Source organism: uncultured Sulfitobacter sp., from assembly GCF_947500075.1.
Taxonomy (GTDB): Bacteria; Pseudomonadota; Alphaproteobacteria; order Rhodobacterales; family Rhodobacteraceae; genus Sulfitobacter.
On sequence record NZ_CANMQS010000005.1, the window covers coordinates 124,175 to 138,673 of the forward strand.

A 14,499-nucleotide genomic window follows, 5' to 3' on the forward strand; every position below is an offset into this window, starting at 1 on the left:
TTACGAAGTCTCAATTATCGCCCGCTGGCGGGGTATTGTCCAGCGCGTCAAAGACATCGGCGGCCAATGCGCGGGTCACGGGCCGCTTGCCTGCAAGGCTGGCTGCATCCAGTGCCTGGGTCAGCGCAATTGCCGCGGCATAGGAACGGTCCATGCGGCGCAGAAGATAGGGGATCAGGTTTGCAGATGTGCGCAATTGGCGATCATCCAGCAGTTTGGCCAGCAGTACCGTCAGCAGGACATCGTCAGGTTCCTCGATTGTGATGGCCGTTGTGCCCTCAAGCCGGCTCACCAGATCAGGCAGGCGCAACCCCCAGGCCGCGACCGGCCCGGTGCCCGTCAGCAGCAGGTTCCGGCCATTGGCCAGCACCAGATTGTGCAGGTGAAAAAGCGCCGTCTCTGCCGCTGCATTGCCTGCGATGCGGGGCACGTCTTCGACCGCCACATGCCCTTGGGCGAGGGTGGGGACTTCCGTCTCCGTCAGCGCGGTTGCTTGCAGGATCGTCGCGCCGGAGGCCGCCGCCCAGACATGGGTGAGGTGGGTTTTGCCCGACCCTGTCGGCCCGCTCAACACCAGTTTGCCGCCTGCCCAATCGGGCCAGCGGTCAATCATCGCCAGCGCGACATGGTTACAGGGGGCGGCAAAAAACGCCTCTCGCTCCAATGCGGCACGGCTTGGCAGGTCAAGCCCAAGTTGTTTGGTCACTCGGGGTCCGCGTCGTGGCCGACGCCCTTGTACAGCAGGCTATCGTGGTATTGATTCACGCCAAAACGGATCAGCACGCCAAGGGCCGCCGCCAGCGGCACGGCAACCAGCATGCCGACAAACCCGAAGAGCGTGCCAAAGACTGACAGGGAAAGGATCAGCCACACAGGGTGCAGCCCGATCGAACTGCCCACCAGTTTCGGGGTCAGCACATTGCCTTCGATGGTCTGACCCAGCACAAAGATGCCCGCCACCAGACCAATCGACACCCAGTCCCCCCAGAACTGAAACAGCGCCAGCCCGATGGCCAGCGCGCCCCCCAGCAGGGCACCCAGGTAAGGGATGAAAGTCACAAGGCCTGCAATGAACCCGACCACCAGACCAAATTGCAGCCCGACGATCATCAGCGCGATGGCGTAATAGGTCCCAAGGATCAGGCAAACCGTGCCCATGCCCCTGATGAAAGACGCCAATGTCTGGTCAATCTCACCTGCCAACCGGCGGATGGTCGGCGCATGGTCCCGTGGCAGCAGCTTGTCGATGCTGGCCACCATCCGGTCCCAGTCCAGCAGCAGATAAACGCCCACCACAGGCACAATGACAAACAGAACAATCACGTTCAGCACGGAGGCAAAGGACGACAGGGCCGTTTCCAGCAATTGACCACCCCGTTCCTGCACCGCGACGCCAACAGAGTTGAGCGAGGTCCGCAAGGTAGAGGTTTCATCCAGCAGCGACGGGAAACGTTCGGTCAGGAACCCGCCCAGATCGCGGGCCAGTTGGGGGGCTGTCTCAAACAGGCTGACGGTCTGGCTGATCAATGTCGGGATCACCAAAAGCGCCATGATCACAAACAGCAATACCGCCACAATGGTGATCACGGCGGTTGCCAGTGCACGGCTCAGTCCCAACCGCTCCAGCCTGTCGGCCACGGGATCGAGGAAATAGGCAATCGCCCCGCCCAACAGGAAGGGCAACAGAACATCGCCCATGAACCACAAGGTGATCATCAGCACTGCGGCAGCAATGCCCCAGTATTTCAGTTGATCGCGGATTGGCAGGGCCATGGGATGCTCCATCTTTGGATGGACTTCACATCGCCCATGGGGCGCGGTCTTTCAAGGGCAGGTTGCGGAAAAGAACCCCGATGCCTGCACACCACGCATGTCTGACGCGGGTGGCGCCGTGCTGGTCAGCTTGCCTTCAACTGCGCCGAAAAACCGCCATCGGCAGGCGTCCCGGGCAGATCCGGCGCATGGATCAATGCTCTGCCAAAGCCGTCATCGTCGTTCACACCATACATGTTGTAGATGATCTTCCAGACGTCATCGTGCCGGGTCAGCATGACAAAGGTCGATGGCATATTGTGCACCAATTCGTTCCCATTGAAGAGCAGTGCATCGAACACGCCTTCAATGTTGTCTTCGTCCTTGTAGACGGCATATCGGCAGGACCGGACCAGCCGGTTCACGTCCTGGCTCTTGTGAAAGGTGCGCACGGAAAGGAACAGCGCCTTCAGGTCATCAGCCGTCTTTACGTTTTTCGGCCCCTCGAAGGTCTCAATCACCTGGGGCAGCAGAAAGTGGGGCAGAAAGGTTTCAAAGTCGCCGTCAATCAGGGCCTGACCGGTCCGGCTCAATACGTCATCCACAATCTCGGATGCTGGTGGGAAATCTGTCATGTCGGTCCTCAAATACTCAATAACTTCTGTCATCTGCAACGGCGAGAATGCGCCGGCGGGACTGTTTCAAAAATTATAACATGAGCCCAAGGATAATGGGCCTCAACAACGTAAGGTTGAACACGGGCACATGGCCGAATTATGGCACCCCGGCTGAAAGATTGTGTTGAATATGTAAAAGGCCCCCGCGAAGGAGGCCTTTCGGTGCTTGAGGATGTCTGAGCTTTAGTGGCAGGCGGGGCGGGTGCCGGGCAGCAGCACCTTGTCGACCACGTGGATCACACCGTTATCGGCCATGATGTTGGCGATCACGACGGTGGCCGTCTCACCGGTGCCATCCGCGATGGATACGCCAGCACTGCCTTTGGTGATGCACAGACGCTCGGAGGCGAGCACGGGCTTGAAGTAGTTGGATCCGTTGGGGATCATCTCGGCTGTCAGCTTCCGGTCATCGACGTGGTACAGCAGCACATCGGTCAGTTGGCCTTTGTTTTCCGGCTTCAGCAGTGTCTCAACGGTGCCTTCGGGCAGGGCCGCAAAGGCGTCGTTGACCGGGGCATAGACGGTGAAGGGGCCGGGACCTTGCAGGGTTTCAACCAATCCTGCCGCAGAAACAGCCGCCACCAGAGTGGAGAAACGCTCATCCGCAGAGGCGATGTCGACAATCGAGTTGGCCGATGCAGCGGTGCCGAATGTCAGGGCTGTGGCAGCGACGGCTGTAAGTTTACGCAAGTTTTTCATATCCAGGTCCTTTTCCATACTGCGTGTGCATTTTGCACACGCTTGATATGAGAGGGATACGCGGCGGATCACCAACTGGATCAAAAGTTTTTTGATCTCTTTGAATTGCCGGGTTCTGCCGTTGCGGCGGTCAGACCTTTGGCCTAATCAGGTGCAACCCAAATCAAGGAGCCGCCCCATGCGATTGTCGCGTTATTTCCTGCCTGTGCTCAAGGAAAACCCTGCCGAGGCGCAGATCGTCAGCCACCGGTTGATGCTGCGCGCGGGGATGATCAAACAAGCAAGCGCGGGGATCTATTCGTGGTTGCCGCTGGGCTTCAAGGTGCTGCGCAAGATTGAGAACATCGTGCATGAAGAACAGGCGCGGGCCGGCCATCTGGCGATGCAGATGCCCACGATCCAGTCGGCGGACCTGTGGCGGGAAAGCGGACGGTATGATGCCTATGGCGAGGAGATGCTGCGCATCACCGACCGGGGCGGGCGGGACATGCTGTTTACGCCCACGGCGGAGGAACTGATCACCGACATCTTCCGCGCCCATGTCAGCAGCTACAAGGACCTGCCGCTGACGATGTACCAGATCCAGTGGAAGTTCCGCGATGAAATCCGTCCCCGTTTCGGGGTGATGCGGGGCCGTGAATTCCTGATGAAAGACGGCTACAACTTCGATCTGACCAAGGAAGACGCGCTGCATGCCTACAACCGGCATCTGGTCAGCTACCTGCGCACCTATGAGCGGATGGGCCTGCAAGCGATCCCGATGCGCGCGGATTCAGGGCCCATTGGCGGCGATGACACCCATGAATTCCTTGTTCTGGCTGAAACCGGTGAATCGGAGGTCTTCTATGACAGCGCCGTCACCGATCTGACTTTCGGCGACCGCCAGATCGACTATGACAGTGTCGAGGACTGCGCTGCTGTGATGGAGGAGTTCACCCATCTCTATGCCCGCACCGATGAGACCCATGACGAAGCGCTTTTCAATCAAGTGCCGGAAGAGCGCCGCCGCACCGCGCGGGGTATCGAGGTGGGACAGATTTTCTACTTCGGCACCAAGTATTCCGACCCGTTGGGTGCAACCGTGCAGGGCTCGGACGGGAAACCCGTGCCGGTCCACATGGGCAGCCACGGCATTGGCGTCAGCCGCCTTCTGGGCGCGATCATCGAAGCCAGCCATGACGACAAGGGCATCATCTGGCCCGAAGGGGTCACGCCGTTCCATGTCGGCATCGTGAACCTACGGCAGGGCGATGACGAAGCCGATGCGGCCTGCAAGGCGCTCTATGACAGCATTTCCGCGTTGGGGATGGAGCCGCTCTATGACGACCGCAAGGACGGGGCCGGGGCGAAGTTTGCCACGATGGATCTCATCGGTCTGCCGTGGCGGATCACCGTGGGGCCACGGGGGCTCAAGAACGGTGTGGTTGAACTGACTTCCCGTCGCACCGGCGAGAGCGAGGAACTGCCGCCCGAAGATGCGGTCGTGAAGCTCACGCAGATTTACGCCGGGATGCTGTGACCGCGCGGCGCGCCTTTTGATTGGGGCGCGCCTTTCTGCTAGACTGCGCAAAACACGCAGGCAGGAGCAGTGCCTTGACCTTCAAACTCTTTGCCGCTGCGCTGTGTTGCGCGGCACAAACCGCATGGGCTGACATCCCCGAGAAGCTGGAAGCAGCCTTTCAAGGCTGGGTGGCCGACGTGGGGGCGGATGCCGCCGTGATGACCATCTGGCAAAAGGGGCAATTTCACCGCGATGTGGCGATCGGAATGGAGGCCAATGCCCCTGTCGAACTGGCCAGCCTCAGCAAAGCGGTGACGGCGCTTTGTGCCGCACATCTGATTGAGACCGGCGATTGGACGGCCGAAACCACCAGCCTGTCTGTTCTGGGCTATGGTCCTGATGCGCTCTCGGTTGGCGCTTTGATGACACACAGCGCGGGGCTGGGGCCGGATGACACGCAAGGTCAGATGCCGATCTGGCTGGATACACAGGCGGACCGGTCTGCCGATGCTGCCGCCACCGCGCTGACCCGCACGCCCCAGACGGCCAAGATCGGGTCATACGCCTATAACAACGAAAACTATGCGATTCTGGCGGCGATGATCAGCGCACAAACCGGAGAACCGCATACCACCTACTGCAAAGACAATGTGTTGTCGGCGGCGGGCGCAACAACCGCGATGCCTTCTGACCGCACGGCCAGCATGGCAGGCTGGGGCGGCTGGAAGATGAGCGTGCAGGACTACGCCCGTCTGATGCACTGGGCATACGGCCCGGAGGGCAGGATCGGCAGCGCCCCGCAGGACTGGCCCCAAGCCGACATGGGGGGTGGCGCGTTCTACGGTGTTGGCATGACCCAGCGCGCCTTTCAGGGCAGCATGAACTACAGGCACTTTGGCGCGTTGTGCTTTCCGGGGCGGATGAATGTCGGGACCTATGCGGTCAGTTGGATGACGGAGTGGCGTGTGGTTGTGTTCTATGACCGCTGCCTGCCGTGGGAGGATATGGTGCGTCTCGACAATGTGCTGGCAGCGGCGGTGCTCCAATGATCCTGCGTGCATTGACACTGGCTGGTGGATTGATGGGGGCGGCAGCGTCTTCGCAATTTCCCGAGTATTCCCAGCAGTATACCCAACGTCTGGGCGGTGCGGTGGATGCGCTGGCCGAAGTCGTGGCGGATTTTGATGCTTCAGCGGCAACTGTGGGGTTAAGCCGGGATGAAGCCTTGGCGCAGATGACCGGCACCGCCTTTCTGGACCGTCGCCGCATCGACATGCAGACGACCTTCGCCCGCCACGCGCGGCTGCAAGACGATCTGGTGACCATCCAGAACGCAGGCCCTTTCATGCGCGCCTATCATGCCAGCCGTCTGACTGATGGCCAGATCGCGCAGGCGGCATTTGCCGCCTATCAACCCGCCTTGCCGCTGAACTTTGCCGGGGTCACGTTTGCGGGTGCTGGTTTTGTTGCAGGGGCAGGGGCGCTGGGCCTTGTGTTGCGCCTTCTGTCATGGCCATTCCGCCGCCGCCCCGGACAAGATGCCAAGGCGGCTTGACCCCGCTGAAACCAGACCGCATAGGAGCCGTCATGGCCAACCCCACCGCCCGCACGGCACCCTTTGCCCCGTTTGAATGGATGATCGCCTGGCGCTACCTGCGCGCGCGCCGTGCCGAAGGCGGTGTCAGCGTGATGACATGGATCAGCCTGATCGGGATCACGCTGGCGGTGTTTGCCTTGATCGCCACGCTCTCTGTGCGCTCGGGCTTCCGGGCGGAATTTGTCGGCACCATTCTGGGCGCAAACGCCCATGTCACCGTCTACCAGTTTGGCGAAGTGCAGCCCAACGGCCAGCTCGACCGCCGCATCGCGGAGTATGAGGAACTGGCCGAAAAAGTGCGTGCCGTGCCCGGTGTGACCCGCGTCGCACCGCTGGTTCGCTCGCAGGTGATGGCCAACAAGGGCCAGCAGAACGCCGGGATCGAGGTCTACGGGATTGCACCGGTTGATCTCAAAACCATTCCCCGCATTGCCAATCCGGAGACAGCTTTGGGCGATATCGACCGTTTCGCGGACGGGATCGCCATCGGCAGCGGTGTCGCGCGGTCCTTGCAGGTGACGGTGGGAGACACGATCCGGGTGATTTCGCCCAACGGGGTGAAGACGGCCTTTGGAACCTCCCCCCGTGTGAACGGGTACGAGGTTGTGTATATCTTTTCGGCAGGTCGGTACGACATCGACCGCACCCGCGCTTACCTGCCCATCACGGAGGCGCAATCTTTCTTTAATCGAGAGGGGTTCGCAGACGAACTTGAAGTGATGGTTGAAGATCCCGAAGCTGTGGATAGCCTGACCTATCCTTTGTTGGAGGCGATGGGCGGCCCTGCGCAGGTCTGGACCTGGCGCGATGCTTCGGGGTCGTTCCTCAGCGCGCTGGATATCGAGGATCGCGTGATGTTCGTGATCATGAGCGTGCTGGTCCTGATTGCGGCGATGAACATCGTCTCGGGCCTGATCATGCTGGTCAAGAACAAGGGGCGTGACATCGGCATTCTGCGCACCATGGGGCTGACCGAAGGGTCGGTTTTGCGGGTGTTCTTCATCTGCGGGGCGTTCACCGGGATCATCGGCACGGCGTTGGGGGTGATCCTGGGCTGTCTCTTTGCGCTTTATGTCGATCAGATCTTTGCCTTTGTGAACTACCTCTCCGGTGGCACCGCCTGGGACGCCTCTGTGCGCGGGATCTATTATCTGCCCGCCAAATTGCAGCTTGGCGATGTCCTGTCCGCCGTGGCGCTGTCGCTGGGGCTGTCGTTCATCGTTACCATCTTTCCCGCCCGCCGTGCCGCACGGATGAACCCGGTGGAGGCCTTGCGGTATGAGTGATCCTGTGCTGCGCCTGACCGGCATCACCAAAGCCTATAACACCGGCAAACCCAACGAAGTCACCGTGCTGCGCGGCATTGATCTGAGCGTTGCACCGGGCGAAGTTGTCGCCCTTGTGGCGCCCTCGGGTGCGGGAAAATCCACTCTGCTGCACATTGCGGGACTGCTGGATGCGCCCGATGCCGGCCGGGTGGAGATCGCAGGCACCGACATGACGGGGCAGGGCGACCGGCGGCGCACGGCTGTGCGGCGGGGGGATGTCGGCTTTATCTACCAGTTCCATCACCTGCTGCCTGAATTTACCGCGCTGGAAAACATCGTGTTGCCGCAGCTGGCCAATGGCACCGCGCGGAGTGCGGCCGAAGACCGCGCGCGCGACCTGCTCGACAAGGTGGGGATCGCCGCGCGGGCGGATCACCGGCCCGCGGCCCTGTCGGGGGGGGAACAGCAGCGGGTCGCCTTTTGCCGCGCGCTGGCCAATGCGCCGCGCCTGCTGCTGGCGGATGAGCCGACCGGCAATCTGGACCCGTCCACCTCGGATCAGGTTTTCGCACGTCTGATGGATCTTGTCCGGGACACTGGCTTGTCTGCGGTCATCGCAACCCACAACCTTGATCTGGCGGCACGCATGGACCGACAGGTCCGGATGGAGGCCGGACGCCTGCACCTCGTGTAATGGGTGCTTGACGGCGGTGCGGCGGCTTTGCAAAGGTGCACCACAGCCCGCCATGAGGGCGCAGTAACAAAGGCACGCCATGGCGCAGATCTCTCTCCAGACTATCCACGACACCACGCAAGCCGCGCTGATGGCGCATGGGGCAGATGCCTTTCCCGCAGCCGAAGTCGCGCGCGCCGTGGCCGCAGCCGAAGCCGTCGGGAACAAGATCTGCGGTCTGTACTACGTCGAAAGCTATTGCCAGCAGTTGCGCTCGGGCCGGGTGAAGGGGGATGTGATCCCCACCGTGGACACACCGCGCCCCGCTGTGGTGCAGGTGGACGCTGGTTTTGGCTTTGCGCAACCCGCCTTTGCCTATGGCCTGCCCATCGCGCTGGATGCCGCACGGCAATCCGGTGTTGCCACGCTGGCGGTGTGCCACGCGCATACCTGCACATCGCTGGGATATTTTACCGAACAGATTGCCCGCGCGGGGTTCATTGGCATGGGGTTCACCAATGCCTCTCCCATCGTGGCCGCACCCGGTGGCAAGACCCGTGTGATCGGCACCAACCCCATCGCGTTCTCCGTTCCTGACGGGCAGGGCGGGATTGCGATGCAGTTTGATCAATCCACCACCACCGTGGCGCTTGGCAAGATCACCATGGCCAAGGCCGCGGGCCAGTCGATCCCCGAAGGCTGGGCGCTGGATGCGGATGGTAACCCCACCACGGATCCCGAAGCCGCGATCAAGGGCTCGCTGATCTCCACGGGTGGCTACAAGGGCTGGGGCTTTGGCCTGATGGCCGAAGTGCTGGCGGCGGGGCTGACCAGCTCTGTCCTGTCGCGCGATGTCAAACCGCTCAAGGCGCCCGAAGGCGCGCCCCATGATCTGGGGCAGTTTTATCTGGTCATTGACCCCTCAACCGCCGGGGATTTTGCCGAAAAGCTCGCCGCGCTCACGGAGGCTGTGGGGCAGGACGACGGTGCACGTATGCCGGGGCAGGGCAAGGTCAAAGCTGATCCGGTGGCGGTCGAAGACAGCGTCTGGGCCTCGATCGAGGCGCTGGCCAAGGGTTAAACCTGCTGCGTCAGCCAGACACCCGTTGCCATCAGCGCAATGCCACCCGCCCGTGTCAGGCTGAGCGGTGAGACCTGCGCGCCGAAAAGGCCGAAGTGATCAATCGCGGCGGCGGACAGCAACTGCCCCAACAACACGAAAAACACCGCGTTGCCCAGCCCGAAATGCGGCGCGATATAGGTGATGGTGAGGACGTAGAAAGCAATCAACGCTCCTGCCAGAAAGAGGTGTCTGGGCGCGGTCGCCAGCTTGCCCCATTGGTGCGGTCCCGTGACCAAAGCCACAACCAGACAGCTCAGAAATGCCACGACGAACAGCACTGTGGCGGCCGCCGCCGGTGCACCGATGGTGCGGCCCAAGGCGGCATTCATGGCCGCCAGCACCGGGATGCCGATGCCTGCCAGCAGCATGATGAAAGCATATTGGGCCATCAGAGCGTCCTCATCCGCAAATCCCCTCCAGTTCGACCCCGTCCCAGGGCAGGCGCACATCTGACGTCCGGGTCTGCGGGAGCGTGGAGACAGGCATTTCCTGTGCGATCAGGTCATGCAACCGCTTGGTGCGCGGCGCGTCCGGAGCCAGCGCGCGGCAGCATACGTATTCCTCCACGATGGAGCCTTGCTGCTCAAACCCGAAATCCAGAAACTTCGGATCGCCCTCAATATCAAAAAGATAGGGGTCGCGTTGAAACCCGTGTTCCGTGGCCGCGCGCAGGGGGGAATAGCCGGTGACCTTGCGGTTCTGCCACTGCCAGACGTGGGTCGCCTCATGCGCCAGCAACATCGCGGCAATCAGGCCGATCTTTTCAGGATAGGCAGGCATGTAGTCATCCAGATACCAATCCTTGTCGAACAGCACCGTGTTGAACAAGGCAACAGCCGCCGGTTTGGTGGTGACAATGGCTTCGGTCTGGGGCGGCAGGATCAGCTCGCGACAGGTGGTGCGGGGCCGTGGTTTGCGCCGAAACGTCACCGACCGCGTCGGCGCGCCGTCGTTCACCCGCATCCGGTCAAGGTTCAGGCTCGGCCCGTGCACTGTCTCCAGAAAGGCGCGCTCATTGGGGGTCAGGGGGCGACCGCAGACGGTCAGCAACAGGAAGGACAGCAAAAGAACAAGGACACGGGTCATGGGCACAGTAAGGCGCGCGCCGCGCGGCGGCGCAAGGGGGAATCAGCGCGCAAAGGTGGCTGTTGCAAGGGCCACTGGTTTGCCGCCGGGCAGGGCGGTCAGGGCGCAGCGGGTGAAGACCATGCTGCGGCCCGCGCGGGTGACTTCTGCCGTGGCGGTGATGCTGTCACCGGAGGCCGGACGCAGGAACTGCGTGTCCAGCGTGACCGTGCCCACCGGTTCCATCTGTCCAAAATGCCCGCCGCAGGCCAGCACCATCGCCGTGTCCGCCAAAGCCGTCAGCGCCTGGCCCGAGACGATCCCGCCCGTGCGGTTCAGCGCGTCGGTGATCGGGATTGTCAAAACGGTCCGGTCTGCGCTGATCTCCATCACGGTGGGCTGTAGGGCCAGCACCCAGGGGGCGAAGTTGTCTTCCAGAAAGGTTTGGGCGGTTTGGGGTGTCATGGGGGGCTCCGGCAAGGGCAAGATGGGGGCTGCACCTCGTAGGATGGGTGATTTCACCCATCAACCTCAACCCCGAAACCTCACCCCCGATGTTTCACGCCTCTGACGTCTCCGTGTGAATTCGTGACCGTTCGGTCCCTTTTTGTGTCACCCCAATGCCCCCATCTCTATCAGATCGCAGGGGCGAACTGCTCCCGCGGCGCACACCGCAGCGGAGGCACCGCTGCCTGGAAAGGAAACGCTATGATCCGTGTACTTGCCCCCACCGCCTTTGGTTTTGCCGCCTTGATGACCGTCTGGTGCCTGACCGCACTGACCTACATGATGTGACCCTTCGACCATCCTCCCGAAAAAGGCGCGCTCCGATTGATCTGGATCAGAGCGCGCCTTTTTTGCTGCGTGCAGGCTTCTTGCAGCCCAATGCACAGGAGTGACCCATGAAAATTCTCACAACCCTCGCCCTCATCTGCGCCCCTCTTGCGGCTCTGGCCCAGGACGCGGAGGTGGGCGAAGCCCTCTACCAGACCCACTGCGCCGCCTGCCACGGGATCGAAGCCACAGGCAACGGCCCCATGGCGCCGATCCTGACCCTGCAACCGCCGAACCTGCGGACGCTTACGGCGCGCCATGATGGCGTGTTCCCCGTGGTGCGCGTGGTGACACGCATCGACGGGCGCGATCCGTTGGTCGCCCATGGCTCGCCGATGCCGGTCTATGGGGATTTCTTTGAGGGGGACGATACGGCGCTGAAGGCGGAGACCGGGCAGCCGATCATGACGAGCCGGGCGATTGTGGATTTGGTGGCGTATTTGGAGGGGGTGCAGGAGTAGGGTGCGCATTTATTGCGCACCTTCTAACCTGCGTTTTATCTCTAGTACCATCAGTCGATCTCGTAAATGAGAGCAGATAATCGAGAAAGCGGAATGAAATTAAACGCAGTTCTCGAAGCGTTCGTAAGGATCCCAACTAAACGCAACTCTAATCCGACAACACTTTCGACAATTGCAAACACAGGACCACCACTCATCCCATTAGGATCGAAGTCAATTGGGGCTTCTGGAATAAATGAAAGTCGGTCTCGAAGTAAGGGTTCAGTTTCCACACCCCAAACAACATTTGGCCCAATCGCGTATGTGTTCATATCATAGTCAATGATGTTTCGATGGCTTGGATATCCGACAGCCGCGACCAGAACAGGTTTTGGCGTCGGAGCATCTATGTCAAACTTCGTCAGTTCAAACCAATTCGATCTCGCTAGTTTCCCAGCCATGACGAGGTCGGTGAATTCATAAGCTAAGCAATCAAAACTACTCTCGGTGCCACAGGTTTCTTCAGGAAATATTGCTCGGTGGCTTGATATGAAGGTCTTCCTACACTCTGCCGTCAATATCAGTTCATCGAACCCGTAGCCTGGAATTCTTGACTGATGCAAGCTTGTGAGCACGAAATGCTTGTCGCCAAATCTGCAACGGGTGAGCGAGCCGGATTTGCTAAGTCCATATTCTTCCAATTCATGTGCATTGAATATCGCCGGATCAGCAAAGCGTTCGATGTATTCACCAAGACTATTGGCTGGGACCTGTAAACCGCCATGAGAAATAGATGTAGATACTCTTGAACCAACAATTGTTTCAAATATACCCCTCAAACATCCAACTCCTCCACATACTTCGCATTCTCCTGAATATACGCAAACCGCAGCTCCGGCTTCTTCCCCATCAGCCGCTCCACCAGATCCCCGGTCTCCCCCGGCAGGTCCTCATCCACCGTCACCCGGATCAACTTCCGGGTCGCAGGATCCATCGTGGTCTCCTTGAGGTCCTTCGCATCCATCTCCCCCAAGCCTTTGAACCGCTGCAAATCAATCTTGCCTTTGCCGCCCAGACCCTTCTCCAGCCAGTAATTCTTCTCCGCATCATCCGCCACATAGAGCCGCTTGGCCCCCTGCGTCAGCCGGAACAGCGGCGGGCAGGCCAGATAGAGATGCCCGTGGTCAATCAACGGCCGCATCTGCGTAAAGAAGAATGTCATCAGCAGGGACGCGATATGCGCGCCGTCCACATCCGCGTCTGTCATGATGATGATCTTGTCATAGCGCAGATCGTCCAGATTGAACTTCGTGCCCATGCCACAGCCCAAAGCCTCGCACAGGTCATTGATCTCCGCATTGGTGTTCAGCTTGCCCGAGGCCGCGCCCAGCACGTTCAAAATCTTGCCTTTCAGCGGCAACAGGGCTTGGGTCTTGCGGTCGCGTGCCCCTTTACCAGAACCACCGGCAGAATCCCCCTCCACGATGAACAACTCCGTCCCTTCGCGGTCCTTCGAGGTGCAATCGGTCAGCTTGCCGGGCAGGCGCAGCTTCTTGGTGGCGGATTTGCGCGCGGTTTCTTTCTCCTGCCGCCTGCGCATCCGCTCTTCCGCGCGCAGGACAAGGAAATCGAGGATCGCTCCCGCGGATTTCGTATCCGCCGCCAGCCAGTTGTCAAAGTGGTCGCGCACCGCACCTTCGGTCATTTTCTGCGCGGATTCCGTGCTCAAACGATCCTTCGTCTGCCCTACAAACGCCGGGTCCGCGATGAAGCAGGACACCAAGGCACAGCCGCCAGACATCAGGTCCTCCCGCGTGATCTGCCCTGCCTTGCGGTTGTTCGCCAACTCCCCATACGCCTTGATGCCCTTGAGGATCGCCGCCCAGAACCCGGCCACATGGGTGCCGCCTTCGGGCGTGGGCACGGTGTTACAATAGGATTGGATGAACCCGTCCCGCGAGGGGGTCCAGTTGATCGCCCATTCCACTTTGCCTGCCGCGCCAAACTTCTCACCAAAATCGACCGAGCCGGAAAATGCCGCCTCCGAATAGGTCGTGGCCCCTGATAGCGTCTCCGTCAGATACTCCGACAAGCCGCCCGGAAAATGGAACGTCGCCTCCTGCGGCGTATCCCCATCGGCAATCTCCGATTTCCAGCGGATTTCCACGCCTGAGAACAGATAGGCCTTCGACTTCACCGATTTATAGAGCAACGCAGGCCGGAAGCGGTGGCTGCCGAAGATCTCCTCATCCGCGTGGAAGGTCACCGTTGTGCCCCGCCGGTTCGGGGCCGCGCCCACCTTCTCCAGCTTGCCCAAAGGCACCCCACGCGAAAACCGCTGTTCATAGACCTCTTTGTTGCGCGCAACCTGCACCACCATGCTGTCGGACAATGCGTTGACCACAGACGATCCAACCCCGTTCAAACCGCCGGAGGTCTGATAGGCCTTGCCCGAAAACTTGCCGCCTGCGTGCAGCGTACACAGGATCACCTCCAAAGCGGATTTGTCGGGAAACTTCGGGTGCGGATCAATCGGAATGCCACGCCCGTTGTCGCGGATGGTGATCGCGTAGTCAGCGTGCAATTCCACTTCGATCCGGGTGGCATGACCTGCCACCGCCTCATCCATGGAGTTGTCCAGCACCTCCGCCACCATATGGTGCAACGCGCGCTCATCCGTGCCGCCGATGTACATGCCCGGCCGCAGGCGCACGGCCTCCAGCCCCTCCAATACCTCGATGGAGGAGGCGTCATACTTCTGCGGCTCGGCACCGTCTCCTGACAGCAGATCATTCATGCGCGATGGCCTCATCATTGTTGCTTTTGTTGGACACAGACTATGCCAGAGCGGGCAGGGTGGGGGAAGGGCA

The 14,499-nt window shown here is 60.8% G+C and carries 16 protein-coding genes; 7 read left to right on the top strand and 9 right to left on the bottom strand.

The genetic code is table 11. The features are described 5' to 3' along the window. Positions 1–10: 10 nt before the first annotated feature. From Q1A91_RS16405 to Q1A91_RS16420, 4 genes are all read right to left on the bottom strand, one after another. On the bottom strand, positions 11–706 hold the full coding sequence (locus Q1A91_RS16405; protein ID WP_299879850.1) for a chromosomal replication initiator DnaA: 696 nt from the start codon (positions 704–706) through the stop codon (positions 11–13). Further along, positions 703–1,773 (bottom strand): AI-2E family transporter, encoded by a 1,071-nt coding sequence (locus tag Q1A91_RS16410; protein ID WP_299879853.1) that lies wholly within the window; start codon positions 1,771–1,773, stop codon positions 703–705. The genes Q1A91_RS16405 and Q1A91_RS16410 overlap by 4 nt, the downstream gene beginning before the upstream one ends. Before the next feature lie 125 nt (positions 1,774–1,898). Beyond that, entirely contained in the window at positions 1,899–2,420 is a 522-nt protein-coding gene (locus Q1A91_RS16415) for a hypothetical protein (RefSeq protein ID WP_299879856.1), read from the bottom strand. A gap of 192 nt (positions 2,421–2,612) precedes the next feature. Beyond that, positions 2,613–3,128, bottom strand: coding sequence for a fasciclin domain-containing protein (locus tag Q1A91_RS16420; RefSeq protein ID WP_299879859.1), 516 nt, complete (start codon positions 3,126–3,128; stop codon positions 2,613–2,615). Positions 3,129–3,306: 178 nt separating this feature from the next. On the opposite strand from Q1A91_RS16420, the gene proS reads away from it, so the two are divergent. From proS to Q1A91_RS16450, 6 genes are all read left to right on the top strand, one after another. Next, positions 3,307–4,647 (top strand): proline--tRNA ligase, encoded by a 1,341-nt coding sequence (proS, locus tag Q1A91_RS16425; RefSeq protein ID WP_299879862.1) that lies wholly within the window; start codon positions 3,307–3,309, stop codon positions 4,645–4,647. A gap of 74 nt (positions 4,648–4,721) precedes the next feature. After that, complete coding sequence (locus Q1A91_RS16430; RefSeq protein WP_299879865.1) at positions 4,722–5,678, top strand: serine hydrolase; 957 nt, start codon at positions 4,722–4,724, stop codon at positions 5,676–5,678. After that, positions 5,675–6,184: a DUF2937 family protein gene (locus tag Q1A91_RS16435; protein WP_299879868.1), complete on the top strand. Its 510-nt coding sequence runs from the start codon at positions 5,675–5,677 to the stop codon at positions 6,182–6,184. Before Q1A91_RS16430 ends, Q1A91_RS16435 begins: the two co-directional genes overlap by 4 nt. 32 nt (positions 6,185–6,216) lie before the next feature. Further along, positions 6,217–7,512, top strand: a complete 1,296-nt coding sequence (locus Q1A91_RS16440) for a lipoprotein-releasing ABC transporter permease subunit (RefSeq protein ID WP_299879871.1) — start codon at positions 6,217–6,219, stop codon at positions 7,510–7,512. Next, positions 7,505–8,188 carry an ABC transporter ATP-binding protein gene (locus tag Q1A91_RS16445; RefSeq protein ID WP_299879874.1) on the top strand — a complete coding sequence of 228 codons (684 nt, stop codon included), beginning with the start codon at positions 7,505–7,507 and terminating at the stop codon, positions 8,186–8,188. The genes Q1A91_RS16440 and Q1A91_RS16445 overlap by 8 nt, the downstream gene beginning before the upstream one ends. Positions 8,189–8,267: 79 nt before the next feature. Next, positions 8,268–9,248 carry an Ldh family oxidoreductase gene (locus tag Q1A91_RS16450; RefSeq protein WP_299879877.1) on the top strand — a complete coding sequence of 327 codons (981 nt, stop codon included), beginning with the start codon at positions 8,268–8,270 and terminating at the stop codon, positions 9,246–9,248. Here the strand turns inward: Q1A91_RS16450 and Q1A91_RS16455 are convergent. Genes Q1A91_RS16455 through Q1A91_RS16465 form a run of 3 tightly spaced genes read right to left on the bottom strand, consistent with a single transcriptional unit; the run spans position 9,245 to position 10,820 of the window. Then, positions 9,245–9,679: a DMT family transporter gene (locus Q1A91_RS16455; RefSeq protein WP_299879880.1), complete on the bottom strand. Its 435-nt coding sequence runs from the start codon at positions 9,677–9,679 to the stop codon at positions 9,245–9,247. The two genes, Q1A91_RS16450 and Q1A91_RS16455, sit on opposite strands and share 4 nt — an antisense overlap. Positions 9,680–9,689: 10 nt before the next feature. Beyond that, the gene (locus Q1A91_RS16460) at positions 9,690–10,376 is read right to left on the bottom strand and encodes a hypothetical protein (RefSeq protein ID WP_299879883.1); all 687 of its coding nucleotides are present in this window, start codon (positions 10,374–10,376) and stop codon (positions 9,690–9,692) included. Positions 10,377–10,418: 42 nt separating this feature from the next. After that, entirely contained in the window at positions 10,419–10,820 is a 402-nt protein-coding gene (locus Q1A91_RS16465) for a PaaI family thioesterase (RefSeq protein WP_299879886.1), read from the bottom strand. A 437-nt stretch (positions 10,821–11,257) separates the two neighbouring features. Between Q1A91_RS16465 and Q1A91_RS16470 the strand changes: the two genes are divergently transcribed. Next, a complete protein-coding gene (locus Q1A91_RS16470) occupies positions 11,258–11,650 on the top strand; it encodes a c-type cytochrome (protein ID WP_299879889.1) in 393 nt (130 codons plus the stop codon). A gap of 50 nt (positions 11,651–11,700) precedes the next feature. Here the strand turns inward: Q1A91_RS16470 and Q1A91_RS16475 are convergent, their stop codons facing one another. Together Q1A91_RS16475 and parE are read right to left on the bottom strand one after the other, a co-directional pair. Further along, positions 11,701–12,468, bottom strand: coding sequence for a hypothetical protein (locus Q1A91_RS16475; RefSeq protein ID WP_299879892.1), 768 nt, complete (start codon positions 12,466–12,468; stop codon positions 11,701–11,703). Further along, a complete protein-coding gene (parE, locus tag Q1A91_RS16480) occupies positions 12,465–14,426 on the bottom strand; it encodes a DNA topoisomerase IV subunit B (RefSeq protein ID WP_299879895.1) in 1,962 nt (653 codons plus the stop codon). The genes Q1A91_RS16475 and parE overlap by 4 nt, the downstream gene beginning before the upstream one ends. Between the last annotated feature and the right edge of the window lie 73 nt (positions 14,427–14,499).

Excerpts from the sequence above, each read along its gene's own strand:
- Q1A91_RS16410 (WP_299879853.1), bottom strand. The coding sequence starts at position 1,773 with ATGGCCCTGCCAATCCGCGATCAACTGAAATACTGGGGCATTGCTGCC.
- Q1A91_RS16415 (WP_299879856.1), bottom strand. The coding sequence starts at position 2,420 with ATGACAGAAGTTATTGAGTATTTGAGGACCGACATGACAGATTTCCCA.
- Q1A91_RS16420 (WP_299879859.1), bottom strand. The coding sequence starts at position 3,128 with ATGAAAAACTTGCGTAAACTTACAGCCGTCGCTGCCACAGCCCTGACA.
- proS (WP_299879862.1), top strand. The coding sequence starts at position 3,307 with ATGCGATTGTCGCGTTATTTCCTGCCTGTGCTCAAGGAAAACCCTGCC.
- Q1A91_RS16435 (WP_299879868.1), top strand. The coding sequence starts at position 5,675 with ATGATCCTGCGTGCATTGACACTGGCTGGTGGATTGATGGGGGCGGCA.
- Q1A91_RS16440 (WP_299879871.1), top strand. The coding sequence starts at position 6,217 with ATGGCCAACCCCACCGCCCGCACGGCACCCTTTGCCCCGTTTGAATGG.
- Q1A91_RS16445 (WP_299879874.1), top strand. The coding sequence starts at position 7,505 with ATGAGTGATCCTGTGCTGCGCCTGACCGGCATCACCAAAGCCTATAAC.
- Q1A91_RS16450 (WP_299879877.1), top strand. The coding sequence starts at position 8,268 with ATGGCGCAGATCTCTCTCCAGACTATCCACGACACCACGCAAGCCGCG.
- Q1A91_RS16455 (WP_299879880.1), bottom strand. The coding sequence starts at position 9,679 with ATGGCCCAATATGCTTTCATCATGCTGCTGGCAGGCATCGGCATCCCG.
- Q1A91_RS16460 (WP_299879883.1), bottom strand. The coding sequence starts at position 10,376 with ATGACCCGTGTCCTTGTTCTTTTGCTGTCCTTCCTGTTGCTGACCGTC.
- Q1A91_RS16465 (WP_299879886.1), bottom strand. The coding sequence starts at position 10,820 with ATGACACCCCAAACCGCCCAAACCTTTCTGGAAGACAACTTCGCCCCC.
- Q1A91_RS16470 (WP_299879889.1), top strand. The coding sequence starts at position 11,258 with ATGAAAATTCTCACAACCCTCGCCCTCATCTGCGCCCCTCTTGCGGCT.
- parE (WP_299879895.1), bottom strand. The coding sequence starts at position 14,426 with ATGAATGATCTGCTGTCAGGAGACGGTGCCGAGCCGCAGAAGTATGAC.